The organism is Caproicibacterium sp. XB2 (genome assembly GCF_044880635.1).
Taxonomy (GTDB): Bacteria; Bacillota; Clostridia; order Oscillospirales; family Acutalibacteraceae; genus Caproicibacterium; species Caproicibacterium lactatifermentans.
In genome coordinates this window covers 1659916-1681245 of the sequence record NZ_CP173227.1, presented here as the reverse complement: position 1 = coordinate 1681245, position 21330 = coordinate 1659916, and the positions used below count along the sequence as shown (strand labels likewise).

20 protein-coding genes, 1 pseudogene and 1 other annotated feature are annotated in these 21330 nt (G+C 53.4%); of the genes and pseudogenes, 11 read left to right on the top strand and 10 right to left on the bottom strand.

What is annotated here, in order from left to right:
* The first annotated feature begins 135 nt into the window (after positions 1-135).
* From rpmG to rplL, 7 genes are all read left to right on the top strand, one after another.
* Complete coding sequence (gene rpmG / locus ACIHKT_RS08460; RefSeq protein WP_086036558.1) at positions 136-285, top strand: 50S ribosomal protein L33; 150 nt, start codon at positions 136-138, stop codon at positions 283-285.
* 21 nt (positions 286-306) lie between these two features.
* A complete protein-coding gene (gene secE / locus ACIHKT_RS08455; RefSeq protein WP_086036557.1) occupies positions 307-639 on the top strand; it encodes a preprotein translocase subunit SecE in 333 nt (110 codons plus the stop codon).
* Positions 640-660: 21 nt separating this feature from the next.
* Positions 661-1185: a transcription termination/antitermination protein NusG gene (gene nusG / locus ACIHKT_RS08450; protein ID WP_086036556.1), complete on the top strand. Its 525-nt coding sequence runs from the start codon at positions 661-663 to the stop codon at positions 1183-1185.
* Between the two features lie 155 nt (positions 1186-1340).
* The gene (gene rplK / locus ACIHKT_RS08445) at positions 1341-1766 is read left to right on the top strand and encodes a 50S ribosomal protein L11 (RefSeq protein WP_086036555.1); all 426 of its coding nucleotides are present in this window, start codon (positions 1341-1343) and stop codon (positions 1764-1766) included.
* Between the two features lie 63 nt (positions 1767-1829).
* Positions 1830-2522, top strand: coding sequence for a 50S ribosomal protein L1 (rplA, locus tag ACIHKT_RS08440; protein ID WP_086036554.1), 693 nt, complete (start codon positions 1830-1832; stop codon positions 2520-2522).
* Positions 2523-2560: 38 nt separating this feature from the next.
* Positions 2561-2706, top strand: a sequence feature (ribosomal protein L10 leader region).
* A gap of 30 nt (positions 2707-2736) precedes the next feature.
* Positions 2737-3279 (top strand): 50S ribosomal protein L10, encoded by a 543-nt coding sequence (gene rplJ / locus ACIHKT_RS08435; protein WP_086036553.1) that lies wholly within the window; start codon positions 2737-2739, stop codon positions 3277-3279.
* Positions 3280-3341: 62 nt separating this feature from the next.
* Complete coding sequence (rplL, locus tag ACIHKT_RS08430; protein WP_086036552.1) at positions 3342-3713, top strand: 50S ribosomal protein L7/L12; 372 nt, start codon at positions 3342-3344, stop codon at positions 3711-3713.
* Between the two features lie 126 nt (positions 3714-3839).
* On the opposite strand, the gene ACIHKT_RS08425 is transcribed toward rplL, so the two are convergent.
* Entirely contained in the window at positions 3840-5258 is a 1419-nt protein-coding gene (locus tag ACIHKT_RS08425; RefSeq protein ID WP_086036551.1) for a D-alanyl-D-alanine carboxypeptidase family protein, read from the bottom strand.
* 164 nt (positions 5259-5422) lie between these two features.
* On the opposite strand from ACIHKT_RS08425, the gene ACIHKT_RS08420 reads away from it, so the two are divergent.
* Positions 5423-6559 (top strand): exonuclease SbcCD subunit D, encoded by a 1137-nt coding sequence (locus ACIHKT_RS08420; protein ID WP_086036550.1) that lies wholly within the window; start codon positions 5423-5425, stop codon positions 6557-6559.
* Complete coding sequence (locus ACIHKT_RS08415) at positions 6556-8982, top strand: AAA family ATPase (protein WP_174192778.1); 2427 nt, start codon at positions 6556-6558, stop codon at positions 8980-8982. Before ACIHKT_RS08420 ends, ACIHKT_RS08415 begins: the two co-directional genes overlap by 4 nt.
* A 95-nt stretch (positions 8983-9077) precedes the next feature.
* On the opposite strand, the pseudogene ACIHKT_RS08410 reads toward ACIHKT_RS08415, so the two are convergent.
* The 4 genes and pseudogenes from ACIHKT_RS08410 to cbiM all read right to left on the bottom strand — a co-directional run.
* A pseudogene (locus ACIHKT_RS08410) lies at positions 9078-9208 on the bottom strand (P-II family nitrogen regulator); the annotation flags it as partial.
* The gene (locus ACIHKT_RS08405; RefSeq protein ID WP_157658990.1) at positions 9209-9910 is read right to left on the bottom strand and encodes an energy-coupling factor ABC transporter ATP-binding protein; all 702 of its coding nucleotides are present in this window, start codon (positions 9908-9910) and stop codon (positions 9209-9211) included.
* Entirely contained in the window at positions 9907-10641 is a 735-nt protein-coding gene (locus ACIHKT_RS08400; RefSeq protein ID WP_086036547.1) for an energy-coupling factor transporter transmembrane component T, read from the bottom strand. Before ACIHKT_RS08400 ends, ACIHKT_RS08405 begins: the two co-directional genes overlap by 4 nt.
* Positions 10642-10660: 19 nt before the next feature.
* Entirely contained in the window at positions 10661-11653 is a 993-nt protein-coding gene (gene cbiM / locus ACIHKT_RS08395) for a cobalt transporter CbiM (protein ID WP_086036546.1), read from the bottom strand.
* A gap of 724 nt (positions 11654-12377) precedes the next feature.
* On the opposite strand from cbiM, the gene ACIHKT_RS08390 reads away from it, so the two are divergent.
* Entirely contained in the window at positions 12378-15179 is a 2802-nt protein-coding gene (locus tag ACIHKT_RS08390; protein ID WP_404352306.1) for a glycoside hydrolase family 25 protein, read from the top strand.
* A 194-nt stretch (positions 15180-15373) separates the two neighbouring features.
* A complete protein-coding gene (locus ACIHKT_RS08385; protein ID WP_086036545.1) occupies positions 15374-15748 on the top strand; it encodes a RidA family protein in 375 nt (124 codons plus the stop codon).
* 196 nt (positions 15749-15944) lie between these two features.
* Here the strand turns inward: ACIHKT_RS08385 and ACIHKT_RS08380 are convergent, their stop codons facing one another.
* From ACIHKT_RS08380 to ACIHKT_RS08360, 5 genes are read right to left on the bottom strand one after another with little or no spacing between them, the layout of a single operon-like run.
* Complete coding sequence (locus ACIHKT_RS08380) at positions 15945-17066, bottom strand: bifunctional chorismate mutase/prephenate dehydratase (RefSeq protein ID WP_086036544.1); 1122 nt, start codon at positions 17064-17066, stop codon at positions 15945-15947.
* Positions 17067-17074: 8 nt separating this feature from the next.
* Positions 17075-18169, bottom strand: a complete 1095-nt coding sequence (gene aroC, locus ACIHKT_RS08375; RefSeq protein ID WP_174403035.1) for a chorismate synthase — start codon at positions 18167-18169, stop codon at positions 17075-17077.
* Positions 18153-19436 carry a 3-phosphoshikimate 1-carboxyvinyltransferase gene (gene aroA, locus ACIHKT_RS08370; RefSeq protein WP_236858939.1) on the bottom strand — a complete coding sequence of 428 codons (1284 nt, stop codon included), beginning with the start codon at positions 19434-19436 and terminating at the stop codon, positions 18153-18155. The genes aroC and aroA overlap by 17 nt, the downstream gene beginning before the upstream one ends.
* The gene (gene aroB, locus ACIHKT_RS08365) at positions 19418-20473 is read right to left on the bottom strand and encodes a 3-dehydroquinate synthase (RefSeq protein WP_086036542.1); all 1056 of its coding nucleotides are present in this window, start codon (positions 20471-20473) and stop codon (positions 19418-19420) included. Before aroB ends, aroA begins: the two co-directional genes overlap by 19 nt.
* The gene (locus ACIHKT_RS08360) at positions 20470-21300 is read right to left on the bottom strand and encodes a prephenate dehydrogenase (protein WP_086036541.1); all 831 of its coding nucleotides are present in this window, start codon (positions 21298-21300) and stop codon (positions 20470-20472) included. The genes aroB and ACIHKT_RS08360 overlap by 4 nt, the downstream gene beginning before the upstream one ends.
* Positions 21301-21330: the final 30 nt, after the last annotated feature.

The following is a 21330-nucleotide window of genomic DNA, read 5'->3' as shown; positions in this document are numbered from 1 at the left end:
TTCCTTGACAGTTTCAGCCGAATATGATAAGATAAAAATACCTCATAAAGGGGTATTTTTTTTGCACCCTTTTCTAGAGGGAGGCCGGGACAGGTCTATGTCCCAATATTTTTCCGGAATACGGGAGGTGCCGTCATGAGAGTAAAGGTAGTATTGGCATGCACAGAGTGCAAGCAGCGTAACTACAACACGATGAAGAACAAGAAGAACGACCCGGACAGACTTGAAATGCATAAGTATTGTCCTTTCTGCAAGAAACATACCCTGCACAAGGAAACCAAGTGATTCGGACGGAGGGAACAGCAGATGGCTGACAAAAAGAAAAAAGCTGGCAGCAAAGCCCCGCAGGCTGCGGTTGCTGGCGAAAAAAAAGCCGCGAAAAAAACTGACAAAGCTGTTGCCAAAACAGAAGGAACCAAAGCTGCCAAAACCCAAAATGGGAAAAAGAAAAGGGCGGTTGGCCGTTTCTTCCACGATTTGAAAGCCGAAATCAAAAAAATCGTCTGGCCCGCACCGCGGGCAGTTTGGAGAAATGTGGGAATCGTTGTGGTCATGATTGCAGTCGTAGGTGTCTGTGTGTTTGGCCTGGATGAAGCATTTACCAACCTGCTGCATCAGTTTATGAATGTCGCAGTATGACGAAAGAAGTGAGGTATGACAATGGCTGAGGAAGCGTGCTGGTATGTTGTGCATACCTACTCCGGTTATGAGAACAAAGTTGCTTCCACGTTGGAAAAAACGGTGGAAAACCGCAAAATGCAGGATCTTATCCAGCAGATTATGGTTCCAACGGAGAAAGTCACGGAGATTAAGGACAACAAAACCCGTGAGGTGGAGCGCAAGCTGTTCCCTGGCTATGTGCTTATCAAAATGGTTCTGACGAATGAATCATGGTATGTTGTGCGCAATATCCGCGGCTGCACCGGTTTTGTCGGCCCGGACAACACCAAACCGGTTCCCCTGACCGAAGAGGAAGTACAGAAACTCGGCGTAGAGAAAAAAGACGTGGAGGTTTCGTACCGGGTGGGCGATTCTGTCAACATTATCGACGGGCCTTTCGACGGCTTCGTTGGTGTGGTGGAGGATATCGACACCGAGAAGAACCGCGTGCGTGTTACCATTAACATGTTCGGCCGTGAAACACCTGTCGAGTTGGAACTGGGACAGGCAGAAGTAATGGATTAACTCAAACCAGCGGGCCCGTGCGGCCCACAATAAAACAGAAACTCTGCGGGAAACCGCTGAAGTGGGGGGCTGTGTAAGCCCCCGTGGGAGGAACGCACCAAATTTGTTTTTCAGTGTGTTCCGTTTTTACCACAAATTTTGGAGGTGCAATTACAATGGCTCAAAAGGTTACTGGTTACATTAAGCTCCAGATACCTGCCGGCAAGGCAACCCCGGCGCCGCCTGTAGGACCGGCTCTCGGTCAGCACGGCGTCAACATTATGGCGTTCACAAAAGAATTTAATGAGCGCACCAAAAAGGACGCGGGGTATATTATCCCGGTCATTATCACCGTTTATGCAGACCGCTCCTTTACTTTCGTTACCAAGACACCGCCTGCCGCTGTCCTGATTAAGAAAGCCTGCGGAATTGACACTGCCTCTGGTGAACCGAACAAAACAAAAGTTGCTAAGATTACCAAAGAGCAGGTCAAGCAGATTGCAGAAACAAAGATGCCCGACCTGAATGCGGCTACTATCGAATCTGCCATGAGCATGATTGCTGGTACTGCCCGCAGCATGGGAGTCGAGGTCGTTGACTAAATCGACTACCCGGGTGGGAGGAACTTATCATCCGTATTTACCACTTTACAGGGAGGATAACCAATGAAACACGGAAAAAAATACGTCGACGGCGCAAAGCTGATCGATCGTTCTAAATTTTATGATCCGCAGGAAGCCCTTGAGCTGGCCGTAAAAACCGGCACTGCTAAGTTCGACGAAACAGTTGAACTGCACGTTAAGCTGGGTGTCGACAGCCGTCACGCAGACCAGCAGGTCCGCGGTGCGCTGGTTCTGCCCAACGGCACCGGCAAAAAGGTGCGCGTGCTGGCTATCTGCAAGGGCGACGCTGCCAAAGATGCGCAGGACGCCGGTGCCGATTATGTCGGCGCAGAAGAAATGGCACAGAAGATTCAGGGCGGCTGGATGGATTTTGACGTTGTCGTTACGACCCCGGACATGATGGGCGTTGTTGGACGTTTGGGCAAAATCCTTGGCCCGCGTGGTCTGATGCCTAACCCGAAGGCCGGTACAGTTACTCGCGAAGTCGGCAAGGCTGTTAAAGAAGCCAAAGCCGGTAAGATTGAGTACCGTCTGGACAAGTCCAACATCATTCACTGCGTGATTGGCCGCATTTCCTTCGGCGCCGAGAAGCTGACTGAAAACTTCAACGCACTGATGGGCGCTATCGTAAAGGCAAAACCGGCCACTTCAAAGGGTCAGTATGTCCGCTCCTGCGTAGTTGCTTCTACAATGGGCCCTGGCGTACGCGTTAACCCGAGCAAATTCGGTGCCTAATTTTTCAAGGTGCTCTTGACACACAGATATGCTGTGTGTTATACTTTTTAAGCTGTCCAAAGACAGCAGGTGCGTTTTGCGCAAAGGGCTGTGCCCGCCTGCCGAGGAAAGCGGAAATTTTCACTGTATCAGTGTAAACTTCAGCCTTTCCCGCAGGTGTGGGAAAGGCTTTTTTGTTGCAGAAGTACAATCGGTTCAATGGAGGTGAAACCATTTGCCAAGCAAAAAGGTTTTAGACGCAAAGCAGCAGGAAGTCGCTGCTCTTGCAGAAGAAATTAAAAAAGCAAACGTCGGTATCCTGGTTGACTACAAGGGTATTACGGTTGCGGACGACACAAAGCTGCGTAAGGAGCTGCGTGAAGGCGGGAATACCTATAAGGTTGTAAAGAATACCCTGCTGAAGCGTGCTCTGGCTGAAGCTGGTGTGACTGGCCTTGATGACCTGCTGAGCGGCACAACCGCTTTTGCAGCCGGTGAGGACTATGTCAGTGCAGCAAAGGCCCTGAAGGGTTATGCCGACGCAAAGAAGAACAAGGACTTTAAGGTTAAAGGCGGTTTTGTTGACGGTGCAGCTGTCGGCACAGATGAAATTACAACGCTGGCTAGCCTGCCCAGCAAGGAAGTCCTGCTGTCTCAGGTCCTGAGCAGCATGAATGCACCAATCACTGGTCTGGTCACCGTACTGAACGGCACCATCAAGGGCCTGGTTGTTGCACTGAATGCAATTGCCGAAAAGCAGTCCGCCGTACAGGCGTAACTGTTTGCAGAACAGAAAAATATTCTGACGAAATTCGATTCGCTTGATTTGGAGGTACAAATATGTCTGAGAAAGTTGATAAGCTCGTTGAAGAAGTAAAGGGTCTTACCGTTCTGGAGCTGTCTGACCTGGTCAAGGCTCTGGAAGATGAATTTGGTGTTTCCGCAGCTGCTCCGGTAGCTGTTGCTGCTGCTCCGGCTGCTGCTCCGGCTGCAGAAGAAAAGACTGAGTTTGACGTTGTTCTGAAGTCTGCCGGCGGCAACAAGATTCCGGTTATCAAGATTGTCCGTGATGCAACTGGTCTGGGCCTGAAGGACGCAAAGGCTCTGGTCGATGCTGCTCCTAAGGCTGTCAAGGAAGGCGTGTCCAAGGACGACGCTGAGGACCTGCAGAAGAAGCTGACTGATGCTGGTGCAGAAGTCGAACTGAAGTAATTTCACCTCTTCAATTCTTCAATATAGAAAAGGCACCCTTGCGGGTGCCTTTTTTCTTTTGCTCTTTTTCAACAAAAGGCGGGTTGCCGGTGAAAAACTTTTTCGGCAGCCCGCTAAACTGTTTTCTTAAAAGCGTCTGTATTTATGTACTTTGCGCAGGTCGGATTTTCGGCGGCTGTAAAAGACTGCCAATACAATATAAACTGCCAGCAGAATGAGAATGACAATGAAAATAACAACGAACCATGGGGCGGTAAAAACAGCTTTTGCAGCACTGGCGGAATGGACGAGTTCACTGCGGCTGATGTCTTCATTGGAAACCAGCCGGACGGTTGCCAGCTTTTGTTTGGCGTACGTCAGTGTTGCCGTGCCGATAATCTGCCCTTTCTGCACGGGTGCGTTGACAGCGGAATTGACATTCGGTGTGACCTCCACGCTGTTGGCACTTACACCTTCCGGCAGAACCGCCGTTACATCTTTTTCTGGATACAGCGTAATAGAGTCCCGATTCCAGGCGTAGTTCAGCGGTACTTCCCAAATGGGCTGTTTGGAGGACGCAACCTGTACGAGGTTAAAATTGCTGTAAATCCATTTGTACAGATTTGTTGTATCAATCATCTCGCCATATTGTTTTTCATTGATGGGTGCACCCATGAGTACGCACAGGTAGGTTCGGCCACCGTAGATAGCGGTGCTGACCAAGCAGCGTCCGGATTCACTGGTGTGGCCGGTCTTAATGCCCTTGACATAGGGGTTGTAGTACAGCCCGCCCTGTGCGCCACGGTCAATCATGGCATTGGTTGTGGTCAGCTGCCGTTTGACGGTCGGCTGATTCAGCGGTGTCAGGTTGTACACAGTGGTGTTGCAGATTTCCTGAAAGTAGTTAAGGTTTAAGGCGTACTTGGCCATGAGGGCCATGTCATGCGCGGTGGTGTAGTGGTTGACATTGTGCAGGCCATTTGGGTTTACAAAATGGGTGCCTGTACAGCCCAATGCCTTGGCTTTGCTGTTCATCATTGCCACAAACTTACTGACGTCACCGTTACCCACATAGGTTGCCAGCAGCAGTGCCGCGTCGTTGCCGGAGGGCACCATCATGGCATACAGGAGCTGATGAATACTGAACTTTTCACCAACCTTTAATCCGGCGGTGGAGCTGCCGGTGCCGTCAATGATTTTCTTTTCTTTATCGGTGTAGGTCATGGTGGCGGTATCCACATTTTTTACATTTTCAATCGTAATAATGAAGGTCATGATTTTCGTTGTGGAGGCCGGGTACATTTTTTGGTTAGCGTTCTGTTCAAACACATTCGTGTCGGTGTCCAGGTTGACCAGTGCGGCTGCCTTGGAGTTGAGCGTAAAGTTTGGCTTAAAGACACTGTCCCCGCTTTGTGCGGCAGACTGGGTAACGGCGCCGCTGGCAACAGCGGAAGAACTGCTTGCTGTCCGGGGCTGTGCCGTGCTGCTGCCGGCGGCATATACCGGCAGACAGCCCGCCGCAGTGACGGACAGAAGAAGCAGCAGCGAAAGCAGGCGTTTCTTCATGGAAGTTGTTCCTCCAATGTGATAAAATAACAGAGAATGCAAATTCCTCTGCGTATATTTCAAAAATTCATATATTCAAGTATACCAGCATTTCAGGAAAAAGGAAAGCCGCAAACTGTACTTTTCATGGCGGCTGCATGTAAAAAAGAGGGGAGTCAACCGATATGAAATTGCTGCATACAGCGGACTGGCATTTAGGGAAAGCTTTGTATGGGCGCAGCATGCTGGAAGAGCAGAAATGGTTTTTAATGCAGTGGCTGCTGCCGCTGATTGAGCAGGAAAAACCGGACGCTGTTCTGCTGGCCGGGGATATTTTTGACCGGCAAGTGCCGCCGGTGGAAGCAGTGGAACTGCTGAATACATTTTTGTGCGGACTTGCGCAGCAGGGGGTTCCACTGGTGGCGGTTTCCGGCAATCATGACAGTGCCCGCAGACTGTCACTGGGGACGTCTCTGCTGCGGCGGGAAAAGGTTGTCCTTGCGACCCGTCCGGAGGAAGTCTGGATTCCCTACACGATTCAGACAGCGGACGGTCCCCTGTGCTGCTACACATTGCCTTACTGTGAACCTGCCGCCGCCCGGCAGGCACTGCAGGTGCAGGAAGATGGGCCACGCACCATGGATACGGCCTTCCGCGCGCTGCTTGCCCGTGTCCACTTGGACCCGACGGCAAAAAATGTATTGATTACCCACTGCTTTGCCGCCGGCGGGCGCATCAGCGCCAGTGAAAACCCTGCTTTTGTGGGTGGCAGCAGCCAGGTGGGGCTGGACTGCTTTGCGCCGTTTGATTATGTGGCACTTGGACATCTGCACGCTTCACAGAAAGCGGGAACCGGTCGCTACGCGGGCTCCCCGCTCAAGTACAGCTTTGATGAGGCAGACCAGAAAAAAGGCGTTACATTGGTTACACTGGACAGCACAGGCACCCACACGCAGGTTGTTGCCATTATACCGCCGCATGATGTGCGGGTGCTGAGCGGCCGGTTTGAGGAACTGCTGGCGGCAGCAAAAGAAACACCCAGTAAAGATTATTTGCAGGTTCGGCTGACGGACACCAGTCCGGTTTTTCAGCCGATGGATCAGCTGCGGACCTACTACCCAAACCTGCTGCACCTTTCCAGCGACTGGCTGCTTTCCGCCGGAGATGGGGAGGACAGCGCGTTTCGCCGCGAGATGCGCTGCCGCCGTGTCAGTGACGAGCAAATTTTTACGGCGTTCTTACAGCAAATATGCGGAACGGAACCGACGGAGCAGGACCTAGCTTTGTTCCGAAAAGAAATGAAAAAGGAGGGACAGGAATGAACCCAGTCAAGCTGACCATGCAGGCTTTTGGTTCGTACCGAAAAAAGACAACGATTGACTTTACACTGCTGGGGGAACATCCGCTGTTTCTCATAACCGGTGCGACCGGCGGCGGCAAAACGACCATATTGGACGCCATGTGCTTTGCATTGTACGGACGCTCTACCGGCGGCCGCCGCAGCTGGGGCGAAATGCGCAGTTTAGGTGCCGCACCGGAGGAGGAAACGCTGGTCGAATTCATTTTCTCTTACCGCAATACCTTATATAAATGGTTCCGCAGCCGTAAGTGGCACATTTCCAAGCGTACCAAAAAACAAAAAGAAGACGACACATGCGAATGTTTTCAACAGGATGAGCAGGGACAGTGGAAACTTTTGCAGGCGGGTTCAGACAAGGCACTTCGGGAACAGGCGGAACAGCTGCTGGGCCTTACTTGTGAACAGTTTTCACAGGTGGCAGTGCTGCCGCAGGGGGATTTCCTAAAGCTGCTGCTGGCAAAGTCTGTGGACAAAGCGAAACTGCTGCAGACACTGTTTGGTACACAAAAGTGGGAGCATTTGACTCGCCGTGTCCGTGATAAGGCGGAACAGCTGAAAATAGAGGCAGATAAGAACGTGTCTTCACAAAACACCATTTTGGAAGGCGAGCAGGTGAAAGACCGAGAAAGCCTGCAGGCAAAATGTAAAAAGCTGCAGGAGGGCTGTGAACAGGTGCAGAAAGCGCTGGCAGCCGCACAAAAACATTTGGAGGACTGCAGCCGTGCCTATGACCTAGCGTCAAAGGCTGCTTCCAATTACGACCAGCGGCAGCGCCGAAAGACAGAGGAAGAGCAGGCACTTGTGAAGGACAAGGAAGCGGAGCAGCAGGCGAAAAACGCACAGGCACAACTGCCGAAGGCGGAAGATTTCCGCGGGCAGGCCGCACAGCTGCGGGAGGAGGCAGCGGCTAGAGAAAGCGCCCTGGCTGCCGCCCGCCGGCTGCGTGCGCTGCAAAAAGAAACGGACGCTGTGCGGAAAACCATTGTACAGAAACAGCAGATACTGACAAAGGCGGAACAAGACCAGCAGGCGGCGCAGGAGCATCGGCAGGCGGGAAATCGTTTTGTTGATGACCTGCACCGCAAGGAAACGGAGAAAGCAGCGCTGGACGAAGTAATCGAGCGGGAAAAACGCCGAGATGCGGCGGCGGTGCTTGCCGTATACCTGCGGGACGGGTGTGCCTGCCCAGTTTGCGGTGCACTGGAACATCCAAACCCCACGCAGCCACCGCGGGAATTGGTGCAGCTGCAGCAGCAGGCCGCCAGCCTGCTGAAAGAAATTAGCAAACTGCCGCGTGCCAACGCGCGTGTAAAGGAACTGGAACAAATGCAGGAAGCGGCACGTAGCCGTGCCCAGCAGGCACGCGACGCACTGGCAGAGCAGCAGCGTGTGCTGGCTGAAAAAGAGGCATCACAAAAGGAAATTGTCCTGCAAATGCAGGGCAGTGCTTCCTGTGACCAGCTGGAGCAGACCATTCGCACGCTGCGGCAGCGTGCAGCCGGATTGGAACAACAGGAGCAGCAGCTGCGCCGCCGTGCGGCAGATGCGCAAAGTGCTGCCGCCGCCGCGCATACCGCCCTGCAGACAGCACAGAAAGAAAGTGCTGCGAGTGAGGACCAGTATCAAAAGGCTATTGAGGCCTACCGCAGCCAGCCGAATGTGATGCAGGGAGTCCCTCGTCCAGATGATACGGTGGCCGCCGAACAGAAAAATGCAGCGCAGAGAACAGTTACGCAGCTGGCCGGTGAAAAAGGGCGCGCAGAGGAGAGCTTTCAAAATGCGCAGCGTTCCTGCCGTCAGCTGCAGCAGTTGGAGGAAGCAGGACAGAACCTTGGCAGCCGTTATGCCGTTGCCCGCCGTCTTGCGGATATGCTTTCCGGACGGACTGCCCACAAGGTGCCCATTCAGCAGTTTGTACTCGGCATTATGCTGGACGACATTCTGTCCAGCGCGAACAATTTGTTTTCAGACCTTTCCGGCGGCAGATATCGTCTGCTGCGTTGGACTGGTCCAGTCAGCGGCAACGCTATGGCGGGTTTGGACCTTGTGGTACAGGACGCTGCCAGCGGCGGGGAACGGGACGTGGCGACGCTGTCCGGCGGGGAATTGTTTCTCGCGTCTTTGTCGCTTGCGTTTGGCCTTTCCGACGTGGTGCAGAGTTACTCTGGCACGGTACGGCTGGATTCCCTGTTTATCGATGAGGGCTTTGGTTCACTGGACCAGGAAACGCTGGATACCACTATGGGCGCACTGTTGCGCCTGCAAAAAACCGGCCGCACCATTGGCATTATTTCGCACGTCACCGAGCTGCAGACGGTTATTAAAAAGCAAATTATCGTGGAGCCGCTTCCGGACGGCAGCAGCAGTGTTCGGATAGAGGCGTAAATAATACCACTAGATAGCAAAAAAGGTCTGCCCGCATGAAACAGGCAGACCTTTTTTATAAAGAGGAAGGAATCAAAGCCAATACGGTGGAAAGGTTAGTCACTCTGCAGAGCATCATAGCCTTCTTCACCGGTACGAATCTTTACAGCATTTTCTACATTGTAAACGAAAATCTTGCCGTCTCCGATATGCCAGTATAAAGGACTTCCTTGGCAGTTTCAATGACCTACAGCTCTGTTTCTGCGCCGTTTTCCAGCGGCCGGCTCTGTTCAAAGCAGTGATCACGGTTCATTAGTACTTCCACGTCGGCAATGCGCTGGGTAAAAGTTCGGTTATGTGTAGCAACAATCATCAGTTTATCCGGTGATTTCATGCCGGAAATAAACCGCGTAATCCATTCCTGCCCTTCATCGTCCAGTCCACTGATGGGTTCATCCAGAATGAGAACCGGTGGTTCCATGGCCAGCACGGCGGCTAGTGCGGTCCGCTTTTTTTCTCCGCCGCTCAAGTTAAAAGGTGCCCGCCTGCGGATAGGCTGCAGGTGCAGAAGCTGAATATATTTTTCAACACGCTTTTGTACCTCACTGTCCGGCAGGCCAAGCTGTATCAAACCAAAGGCAATTTCATCTTCTACACTTTTTGTAAAAAGCTGAACTTCGGAAGTTTGGAACACATAGCCGATTTTTTTATGAAACGCCCGGGCAAATTCCGGCTTTTTCATTTTCTTTTCTGTTATTTCTTCTCCATCGAGCAGGTACCTTCCGGAGGTGGGAAAATCCAGCCCATTTAAAATACGAAACAGGGTGGATTTTCCGCATCCGTTGGGACCGTGCAGTACATAACACTTTCCCATTTCAAAGCGGTAGGTCACATGGCTGACAGCGGTGGTTCCCTGATAGGAGAAACTGACGTCGTCTAATTGAATCATTTCATCATCCATTCACTGTAAAAGAAAAGTGCAATCAAAGCGGGTATCAGCAGCAGATAAATCAAGTCAAGCGTGCAAAACCGGCGGGAAGCATAGCTCTTGTATTCTCCGTCAAAGCATCTGCACGCCATTGCTTCTGAAGTTTCCTGTGACATCTGCTGGGACTTTAAAAAAGTTGTCCCGAGAATGCCGCCGGTTTGTGAGGTCTTCCAATTCGTTTTTCCCACGCTGCGCAGGGAAACTGCCTCCAGAATGGCATTGCTGTACCTGCCTAATATTACAAGGAAACGCACGGCCATGTCAAGGACGAACACGAAAATCTGCGGTGCGTGCAGGGCACGGAACGCGTCGGTGACTTCTTTCCAGGTCATGGTGGCATTCATCATAGACAGTACCAGCACGGACTCAAAAACTTTTAAAGTAACGGTGGACATTGTGCGCGGCGACCCGAGAAAGACTGCCGGCAGAAGAAACAGGGCTGTAAAGAATACAGCTGTCAGCACCGGCTTCAGTACCTGCCGAATCATGTTGGGTGTCTGCAGTGCCAACCGCAGCAGTTCTACTGCGATGACAGCCACTACAAAAAAGGCGTTTTTAGCGAGCGCACACAGAAGAATGCAGAGGATGCATACAAAGATGCGCAGTGCGGGCAGAATTTTTGAGGGCTTTGGCTGTGCGTCATTTTCCATCAGGCGGGAAATAAAGTGCATGACTTTCAGATTCGTTTTCAATGGCGAATACCTTTCCTTGTCAGGATTCCGCTACGGGACTTCTGTGTGCACTGGAAATCAGCTTAAAAATAATGATAAGTGCGGCAACGCCTATGACAGCCGACAACATATAGCCGAACCATTCTGGCAGCCCCGCAACGGAGTAGTCCGGCAGCAAGGCACCGTAGTGCAGGCCGGACGTCATGCCGGAGGGCGTAAAACCTGCGCCTGCCGCGGCGATTTCATTTTCGCCCCATTCGCCCCATGCGGTTCCTTCGGCGAGCAGCCCAAGGGGTGTCAGAACAACCAGCGCGCCCAGCAGAATGCGCAGTGGGAGCGGCGTTTGGGTGGTTTCGCTGCGGTGCTGGTCTGTTCGCAGGTTCGGGGAAGTTTTTTGTACAAAAAGCAGTACGCCAACGGTAAAGACCACTTCCGCCAAACCGAAGAGTGTTAAATGCCCAATCAGCATGGCCGGAAGGGAAATGTTCAAACCATAGGGGCAGTACATGGCTTTGCCCGCAGTGTCCCGGAACAGCATGGGCTGAATGCCGAACTCAATCGCCGCACACAGCGCCGCTGCATTGATGCCAAGATAGGAACCAACCGCTGCACCAAGAATGTGTTTTCCCTTCTTTTTTTGTCTGCTGCTGATGAACGTTGCAACAGCATACCCGACGAACGGCAGAACAAATGCCATATTAAAGCAGTTTGCTCCGAAACTCAGGACACCGCCGTCCCCAAAAATCAATGCCTGCAGCAGCAGAGCAACGCTGACTGATATACAGGCCGCATACGGCCCTAAAAGGAGTGCGATGAGGGTACCTCCTACAGCATGGCCTGTGGTTCCGCCAGGAATCGGAATATTGAACATCATGCTGATGAAAGAAAATGCCGCGGCAACGCCCATCAGCGGCAGCTTTTCCTTTGGAATTTCCTTTTTCACCTTTTTAACAGATACAATCCATGCGGGTACCATTGCGGCGGCCATAACCGCACAGGTCTGTGGGCTTAAGTAATTGTCCGGAATATGCATAAAAAACGCTCCCTTTCCTTTTTGGAAAATAAGATTTGGCAGGGGCGAAGCCTTTTTTCACGCAAAACAAAAAAGACACCACGCCCTTCTGCAAAAAAGCGAGGCATCTTCATAATGCCAAAAATCGAGTGCTGTTAATTTAACAAGCCAGCTGTAGGCTAAAGGGAACGGCTTCCTGCCGAATCTGCCTGCCTGCAGGCAGGAGATACCTGTTACATAGTTTTTTACAGCGCTTAATACTATTATAACTTATTTTTTGTAAGTGTCAATAATAATTTTTATTGAAAATGCCTGCAAATCTCCACAAAATTCCAGAAAAGACAGGATCTCTTTTTCAATAGGGAGAACCGCTTTCTGAATTCTGTAAAAAGCGATGGATATCTCCAATCCGGCCTGCCGTCTGCTCAGTTTGTACGCATTCGTACCACTATGCAGGAGGACTTAGAAGAAACAGGAACCTTAGAGGGCGCAGCCAGGTTTCAGCCTGCAGCCCAGCTGAAGGTATTTGACGAATATACCGACGTTATTCATGGCCGAAAACAACAGAAACGAACTTTTTTAGAGCTGAATCTCAAAAATGAGATTCGGTTTTCTTTTTTGTACCAACGAACTACCTGAGGAAGATGTTCCCGCTTGTAAGATGTTGTGTAAAATATATGGAAATGTTATAATAAAGTCGCACACAGAGAATATGAGGAACAGGATAAGGAGATGAAAGACTATATTGAAAGGACAATTCAAAAAGCTGCTGTTCATTTTGGTGCTGGGTGCGGCAATTCAGACGGCTGTTTTTCCAGCCAGCGCGGCGGACAGCAGCTCGCAGAAGAGCGGCACAGTGTCGTCAGCGGCTTCTTCTGCACTGACCACAGCATCTGCCACGGAGCAGCAAACGGCCAGTACCACCATTAAAAGTGACACAAACAGTGATTTCTCCATTGTGCAGGGCAAGGAATACACGTTCCGGTTTGAAGTGGTCGGTCCGCAGAGCATTACGCCGACCTTCACCATTTCGGGAAGTGCATTCCGAAAGAGCGGCCAGACACAGACAGTGGAAAACGGCCACGACGTGTACTACTACAAAATCAAAGCAGTAGGCTCGGCGGGACAGGCATCCGCTGTCTATACACAGCTTCCCGGGCAGACTGCGGTCAAGCGCTGTACGGTGACGGTGAAAGGAACCGCTTCCATTAAGAGTGACACAAACAGCGATTTTTCCGTTGAGCAGGGCAAAGAGTACACGTTCCGGTTTGAAGTGGTCGGTCCGCAGGGTCTTACGCCGACCTTCACCATTTCGGGGAGTGCATTCCAGAAGAGCGGCCAGACACAGACAGTGGAAAACGGCCACGACGTGTACTACTACAAAATCAAAGCAGTGGGTAATGCCGGCGACACAGCCGATATTTACACACAGCTTCCCGGGCAGACCGCGGTGAAGCGCTGCGCCGTGACAGTGCAGGGAGCCGCTTCCATTAAGAGTGACACAAACAGCGATTTTTCCGTTGCGCAGGGCAAAGAGTACACGTTCCGGTTTGAAGTGGTCGGTCCGCAGGGTCTTACGCCGACCTTCACCATTTCGGGGAGTGCATTCCAGAAGAGCGGCCAGACACAGACAGTGGAAAATAATCACGATGTGTACTACTACAAAATCAAAGCAGTGGGCAATGCCGGCGACACAGCCGATATTTACACACAGCTTCCCGGGCAGACCGCAGTGAAGCGCTGTACGGTGACAGTGCAGGGAGCCGCTTCCATTAAGAGTGACACAAACAGCGATTTTTCCGTTGAGCAGGGCAAAGAGTACACGTTCCGGTTTGAAGTGGTCGGTCCGCAGGGCCTTACGCCGACCTTTACCATTTTGGGAAGTGCATTCCAGAAGAGCGGTCAGACACAGACAGTGGAAAACGGCCACGACGTGTACTACTACAAAATCAAAGCAGTAGGCTCGGCGGGACAGGCATCCGCTGTCTATACACAGCTTCCCGGGCAGACTGCGGTCAAGCGCTGTGCCGTGACGGTGAAGGAAACCAGTGTTCCTGCCACTATTAAGAGTGACACAAACAGTGATTTCTCCATTGCGCAGGGCAAGGAATACACGTTCCGGTTTGAAGTGGTCGGTCCGCAGGGCCTTACGCCGACCTTCACCATTTCGGGAAGTGCATTCCGAAAGAGCGGCCAGACACAGAGAGTGGAAAACGGCCACGACGTGTACTACTACAAAATCAAAGCAGTGGGTAATGCCGGCGACACAGCCGATATTTACACACAGCTTCCCGGGCAGACCGCGGTGAAGCGCTGCGCCGTGACAGTGCAGGGAGCCGCTTCCATTAAGAGTGACACAAACAGCGATTTTTCCGTTGAGCAGGGCAAAGAGTACACGTTCCGGTTTGAAGTGGTCGGTCCGCAGGGTCTTACGCCGACCTTCACCATTTCGGGGAGTGCATTCCAGAAGAGCGGCCAGACACAGACAGTGGAAAATAATCACGATGTGTACTACTACAAAATCAAAGCAGTGGGCAATGCCGGCGACACAGCCGATATTTACACACAGCTTCCCGGGCAGACCGCGGTGAAGCGCTGCGCCGTGACAGTGCAGGGAGCCGCTTCCATTAAGAGTGACACAAACAGCGATTTTTCCGTTGAGCAGGGCAAAGAGTACACGTTCCGGTTTGAAGTGGTCGGTCCGCAGGGTCTTACGCCGACCTTCACCATTTCGGGGAGTGCATTCCAGAAGAGCGGCCAGACACAGACAGTGGAAAATAATCACGATGTGTACTACTACAAAATCAAAGCAGTGGGCAATGCCGGCGACACAGCCGATATTTACACACAGCTGCCGGGACAAAGTGCTGTGAAGAGCTGTACCGCTGTGGTAAAAATTACGACCACTACACCGATGAAAGGCATCGATGTCAGTGAGCACAACGGCTACGTAGACTGGGATACAGCCAAGGCTGCGGGTTTGCAGTTTGCTATGATTCGCTGCGGCTACGGCGGGGACATCGAAAGTCAGGACGACGCGCAGTTTGAGCGCAATGTTTCCGAGTGCGAGCGGCTGGGAATTCCGTGGGGCACTTACCTTTACAGCTACGCCTTGACAACCGACAACGCCAAAAGTGAGCTTGCCCATGTGCTGCGCCTGCTGGAAGGTAAACATCCGCAGTTCCCAGTCTTTATCGACATGGAGGATGCGGACGACTATAAGGCAAAACGTGGTATGCCGGACAGCGAAACATTGACGGAAATCATGAAGATTTTCTGCTCAGGTGTGAAAGATGCCGGCTATCTGGCAGGTTATTACGTCAATTTGGACTGGTACAAGAATTACATCAATCCGGAGGAACTTTCGGATTATCTGTTCTGGTACGCACGTCCGGGCCTGGATGAGCCGGACAAGACCTGCAGCATTTGGCAGAGTGAGTTCCCCGGAACCGGCGGCAGCTGGGACGGCGCGAACATCAGCAGCGGCGGGTGTGACATGGATGTATCTTATGTGGACTTTACCACATGGAAACAGGACAATACATAAAAATACAGTTTTACAGGATATGAAAAAGAGCAGACAGTTCTCCAGGCGGAGGGCGGCCTGCTCTTTTTAGATGAAATAAGGCATATTCCGTAAAAAAGTTTTCATATAGGGTAGCATACTGCTTCCAAATAATGTACAATTGTATGAAAAAAACAACAGGCACTATGCCTGCCGGGAGAAAGGAAGTTATTTTGATGTTGAAAACTGTTTATACCAAAGATGCACCGGCCGCTATTGGTCCGTACTCACAGGCCGTGATTTCCGGCGATACTGTGTATCTCAGCGGCCAAATTCCGATTATTCCAGCTACCGGAAAAATCATGGAGGGGGACATTGCCGTGCAGGCTGAGCAGGTTATGCAGAACATCGGCCATATCCTAAAGGCCGCCGGCACCGACTACACAAAGGTACTGAAGACAACCTGCTTCCTTGCCAACATGGCGGATTTTTCCGCATTCAATGAAGTATACGGCAAATACTTTACCGGCAAGCCCGCGCGCTCCTGCGTAGCGGTGAAAGGGCTGCCAAAGAATGTTTTGGTCGAAGTAGAAGTAACAGCGGCACTGTAAGAATAGACAGTACGACTTTTTGCAAACAAGAGAAGGCAGGCACTGCGCCCGCCCTCTCTTGTTTTTTTGTATAGGGGTACTGCCGTTTGGCAATCCAGTCCGCGCCGATGCCGAAGCACACCATACACACCATAAGCCAAAAGCCGAGGCCCATGGCAAATGAAATCAGCCTGCCTTTTGCGGGACCGGCAGAACGTTATTCCGTGTGTACTTCGCAGTAGTTACCAAGAAAATGGAAACGCGGCAGTTCCTCCTGCAGAGAGCACAGAAGTTCCAGCACGGCGGGGTCACGCACATTTCCGGTAAAATCCAAATAAAAATCATACTCGAAGTCTTTGCCCGCAATGGGCCGGGATTCAATTTTTGTCAGGTTCATTCCTGCGGCGGCAAAGCGGGACAGTACAGCGTTCAGGCTGCCGGTGGTGTGGGCCACATTAAAGCAGAGACTGATTTTTTCCGCATTGTCCGGAATGCACAGCTGCCGGCTAATGACAGCAAAGCGGGTGGCATTGTTGTCGGTGTTCTGCAGGTCACGTTCAAGTATGTGCAGACCGTACTTGTGGGCGGCGCTTTCGCTGCAGACAGCGGCAATGGAAGCATCTTCCGCGGCGGCCTTGGCGGCGGCGCTGGTACTGCTGACTGGCTGCAGCGGCAGGTGCAGGGCAGAAAGCCGCCGGGAACACTGCTGCAGGGCAATTTTTTTGGACTGAATGCAGCGGACAGATGCGGGGCTGCTTTCCTTTGCGGCAAGGCACTGATGTACCCGAATGGTCTTTGCCGCAACAATATAAAAGCGGCACTGCATCAGCAGGCTGTACACGTCACTGACACTGCCCGCACTGGAATTTTCCATAGGGACAACCGCCAGACCTGCATTGCCCTGTTCCACACAGCGAAAAATATCATCAAACCGGTTGTAGAACTGGACCTGTGCCCGCGGGTACAGGGATGACACGACACTGTGGCTGTAGGAGCCCGGCCCGCCTAAACAGGCAACACTTTCGGGAAAGGCGGGTACCTTTGGGGCGGCGGCAATGGTCTTCCGCAGGGTGCCGCCGGAACCCAGCAGCCGGTGCTGCAGGGCACTGCTTTCACTCATAATGGTACGGTACACAATGCGTGCCGCACCACTGTAGAGGCCGGCCTTTGCGGAAATGCGGTCCAGAATTTCCTCTTCCCGTGCGGCGTTGTGCACCGGAATGCCATCCCGCTTTTTAGCTTCGGCCACTTTTTTGGCACAGTCCATGCGCTGAACAAACAGCGGCAGCAACTGGCTGTCAATCGTATCTATTTCACGGCGGATATCCTTTAAATCCATTTTATCGTTCAGTCCTTTGCAATATGCTCTAAAATACCATCTATATTGAGAAGCGCCAGCGCAACAGCAGCCTCCACCGCAGGAACCGCGCGCGGCACAATACAGGGGTCGTGCCGCCCGTGTACGGACAGCAGAGTGTCCTTACCGGTCGCAAGGTTCACACTGTGCTGCTCCCGCACAATGGAGGGAGTAGGCTTAAAGGCCGCACGGAACAAAATGGGCATTCCCGTGGTAATGCCGCCTAAAATGCCGCCGGCATTGTTGGTGCGGGTTTTTACGGTGCCGTCCGCGTCGTAGAAGAACGCATCGTTGTTTTCGCTGCCATGCAGGGCAGCCGCCTCGAAGCCCGCGCCGAACTCCACACCTTTGCAGGCGGGAATGCCGAACAGAATCGAGGAAAACAGGCTTTCTATGCCGCCGAACATTCCCTCGCCGCCAAGGCCCGCGGGTACACCCAAACAGGCGCATTCTACCACGCCGCCGACACTGTCGCCCGCCGCGTGTGCCGTGTCAATCTCGCAGTACATAGCATCCTTTTTCTGCGGGTCCAGCACTGGAAAATTGGCGGAGCCGCAGGCTTTCAGTATGGGAGCGGTGATATTGGAAAACGGCGTGTCGTGTACTTGCCCGATAGACCAGACGTGCGCGCCGACCAGAATGCCACGCCGTGCGAGAATTTGGCGGCATACGGCACCCGCAAATACCAGCGGAGCGGTCAGCCGGCCGGAAAAGTGCCCGCCGCCGCGCACATCATTGCAGCCGTGGTACTTTACCCACGCGGTGTAATCGGCGTGGCCGGGGCGTGGTACCTCCAGCAGATTTTGATAATCGGCGGAACGTGTGTTGGTATTTGCAATGACAGCGCACAGGGGCGCGCCGGTTGTCACACCGTTGAGAAGTCCGGAAAGCACCTGCGGAATGTCTGCCTCCCGCCGCGGTGTGCTGGTTCGGTCCCGACCCGGTGCCCGTCGGCGCATTTGCTGCTGTACTGCGTCCATATCCACTGCTTCGCCTGCGGGAAGGCCCTCCAGCACACAGCCAATGGCCGGTCCATGGCTTTCACCGAAAATACTGATTTTTACCCGTTCACCCCACGATGACATCTGCGTTTCCTCCCATCTCCTGATAAACCGTAAAAAATTCCGGCCAGCTTTTTTGTACTGCCTGTGCGTCAGTAATCGTAACAGGCCCCTGTGTACGCAGGGCGGCAACAGCGGCGGCCATGACAATGCGGTGGTCGCTGCAGCCATCCACGGTGCCGCCGGGCAACGGCCGGCCACCCCACAAGGTAAGGGTGTCCTCCATTTGTTCTGCCCGCGCACCCAGTGAAACCGCCATGTGGTACAGGGCGTCCAGCCGGTCGCTTTCTTTTAGCCGCAGGCGGGCGGCGTTGTACAGACGGGTGCGCCCTTCGGCGAACAGTCCGGCTGCGGCCAGCACCGGTGCAAGGTCCGGTATTTGCCCCACGTCGATATCAAAGCCCGTTAAGTGATTTGCTTCGGCGGTGAGAATACCGTTTTTCCAGCGCAGGGAAGCGCCGAATTGTGTCAGCAGCGGCATGATCGCGCGGTCGCCCTGTGCGGAGCTTGGGTCCAGACCGGTGAGCGATACCTGCCCGCCCAGCGCACCGGCTGTCAGCAGGAATGCCGCTTGGCTCCAGTCCCGTTCAATGGAAAGTGTGCGGGCACGGAAATGCTGTCCGCCGGGGACCTTCCAGCCGCCTTGGTACGGCAGAACAGAAATGCCGAATTGCTGGAGCATGTGGCACGTCATGCGGACATAGGAAGCGCTTTGCAGCGGTGAGGTCAGTTGTATCTCGCTGTCACCGGAAAGCAGCGGCAGCGCAAACAAAAGTCCCGAAATAAATTGACTGGAAACATCGCCTGGCAGACAATACACGCCTGCCTGCAGCTGTCCGGAGATGCGCAGCGGCAGACCGCCGGTACTTTCACAGCACAGACCCTGCTGCGGCAGCAGAGAAAGGTAGATGCCCAGAGGGCGCTGCGGCAGCCGCCCACAGCCGGTGAAAACAGCTGGTACGCCCAGTGCGCCGACAGCCGGTATCAAAAAACGCAGGGTAGAGCCGCTTTCCAGACAGTTGAGCGTGACCGGCGCTTTCGGCGAACCGGAAATGCCTGTTACGGTCAGGGTGTCACCCTGCAGCACTGCCTGTGCACCAAGCGCACGAATACAGCCGATGGTTGCCTGCATATCCGCGCTGGTGCCGATGGGCGAGAGAACACTTTTTCCCGGGGCGAGCGCAGCGCACAAAATGGCCCGATGGGCCGCACTTTTGCTGGGCGGCGGTGACACCGTTCCCCGCAGTGCACCGGGAAAAAGCCGCACGCGGCTCACTGCATTTCCCGGCACAGCCGGGGCAGGTCCGCACGCGGTACCTTCTGTATACAGCAGTGGCCGATATCTTTCAGCAGTATCAGTTTCACACTGTTTCCAGTGGATTTCTTATCATGCGCGGTTGCGGAAATGAGGTCCTGCATGGATTCGGTACAGACAGACGGCAGGCCGTACCGGTGCAGCAGGGCCGCAATGCGGTTTGCTGTGCCAGGGGCGGTCATGCCGTTCTGTTCACTCATGCGGGTAATCAGAACCATGCCGACACCCACAGCGGCACCATGCGTCAGGCCATGATAATTCTGCAGCGTTTCCAGTGCATGGCCAAATGTATGACCAAAGTTCAAAATGGCCCGCTCACCAGTGTCACGCTCATCTTTTTCCACGACCTGCCGCTTGATGTCCACACAGGCGGCGATAACCTCCGGCAGGTATTTTCGGCAGTCCTCTGTTTCCAGTCGCTCAAACAGTGCGCGGCTGCGGATACAGCCGTACTTAATGACTTCCCCCATGCCATCAGAGAAGAAAGCAGTTGGCAGGGAGGAAAGCGTGTGCGGGTCAATGAGGACCAGAGAGGGCTGGTGGAAGGCACCCACTAGGTTTTTGCCTTCCGGCAAGTCTACGCCGGTTTTGCCGCCGACGGACGAATCCACCTGTGCCAACAGACTGGTGGGAATTTGGATGAACGGAATGCCGCGCAGCCATGTAGCCGCCGCAAAGCCGGTCATATCGCCGCACACACCGCCGCCCAGTGCCACGGCGAAATCACTGCGGGTAAGGTTCGATTGGGAGAACGCCGCGTACAGGCGGGAAATGGTGGATAGATTTTTGCTTTGTTCACCGGCGGGAAAAGTCACCAAAGAGGCGAGAATGCCCGCCGTCTGCAGAGAGCGCAGAACGGTGTCAGCGTAAAGGGGCGCCGTATGGGTATCGGCCACCACCACACAGCGTTTCGCCGCGGGCAGCAGTGTTGTGGCGTACGGCCCAATCTGCCGGATACAGTTATTTTCTATGAGAATGTCATAGGATGGATTTGTATGTACAGTGATTGTCATTCTCCCAGTTCCTCCTTAATCAGACGGCCCCGCCGCAGAAGCGCTTCCAGTCGTTTTTGGTCGCCGTCAGCAACAGCGTCCCGAATGTCGGAAAGGTTCTTTATCAGGGTATTCAGTTCCCCAGTCAGAGCAGTTTGGTTATCCAAAAACAGCTCCGCCCACATGACTTCATTGATGTTTGCCACACGGGAAACGTCACGATAGCTTCCAGCGGAAAAGCCGCGGTGTTCCGGGCAGCACGGGCTCATCACATAGGCGCAGGCCAGTGCGTGCGGAAGCTGGCTGGTAAAGGCAATCAACTGGTCGTGATGTTCCGGTGTGGTGGAGACACTGCGCCCAAAACCAAGCTGAAACGCCGTTTGCCGCAGCAGCTCCTGCACCGGTTCCGGGGCGCTGCACGGCACCAAAATGTAACTGGCACCCTTAAACATATCCGCGCGCGAAGCGGAAAAGCCGTGCTTTTCTGTGCCAGCCATGGGGTGAGCACCGCAGTAGACAAAACCCCCCTCTTTTGCCAGTGCGCACAGTCCGTGGCACACCTTTGTTTTAATGCCGCACACGTCCGTCAGAACCGTATGTTTCCCGAAGGCGGAAAGGTGTGCGCGCACAAAGTCAATGTCGGCCTGCGGGTACAGGCACAGATACACAATGTCGGCCTGTCGAAGGTCATCGTTGTCACCCTCCTTTGTGATGGCACCGCAGGCAAGGGCGGCCTCCACCGTGGCGGGGTCGGAGTCGATGCCGGCAACGTGACAGTCAGTGTATTTCGTAAAGGCTTTGGCAAGGCTGCCGCCTATCAGCCCCAGCCCGACAATGACAATATGCAAAATAACGCGCCCCTTTCGATAAAACTCTAT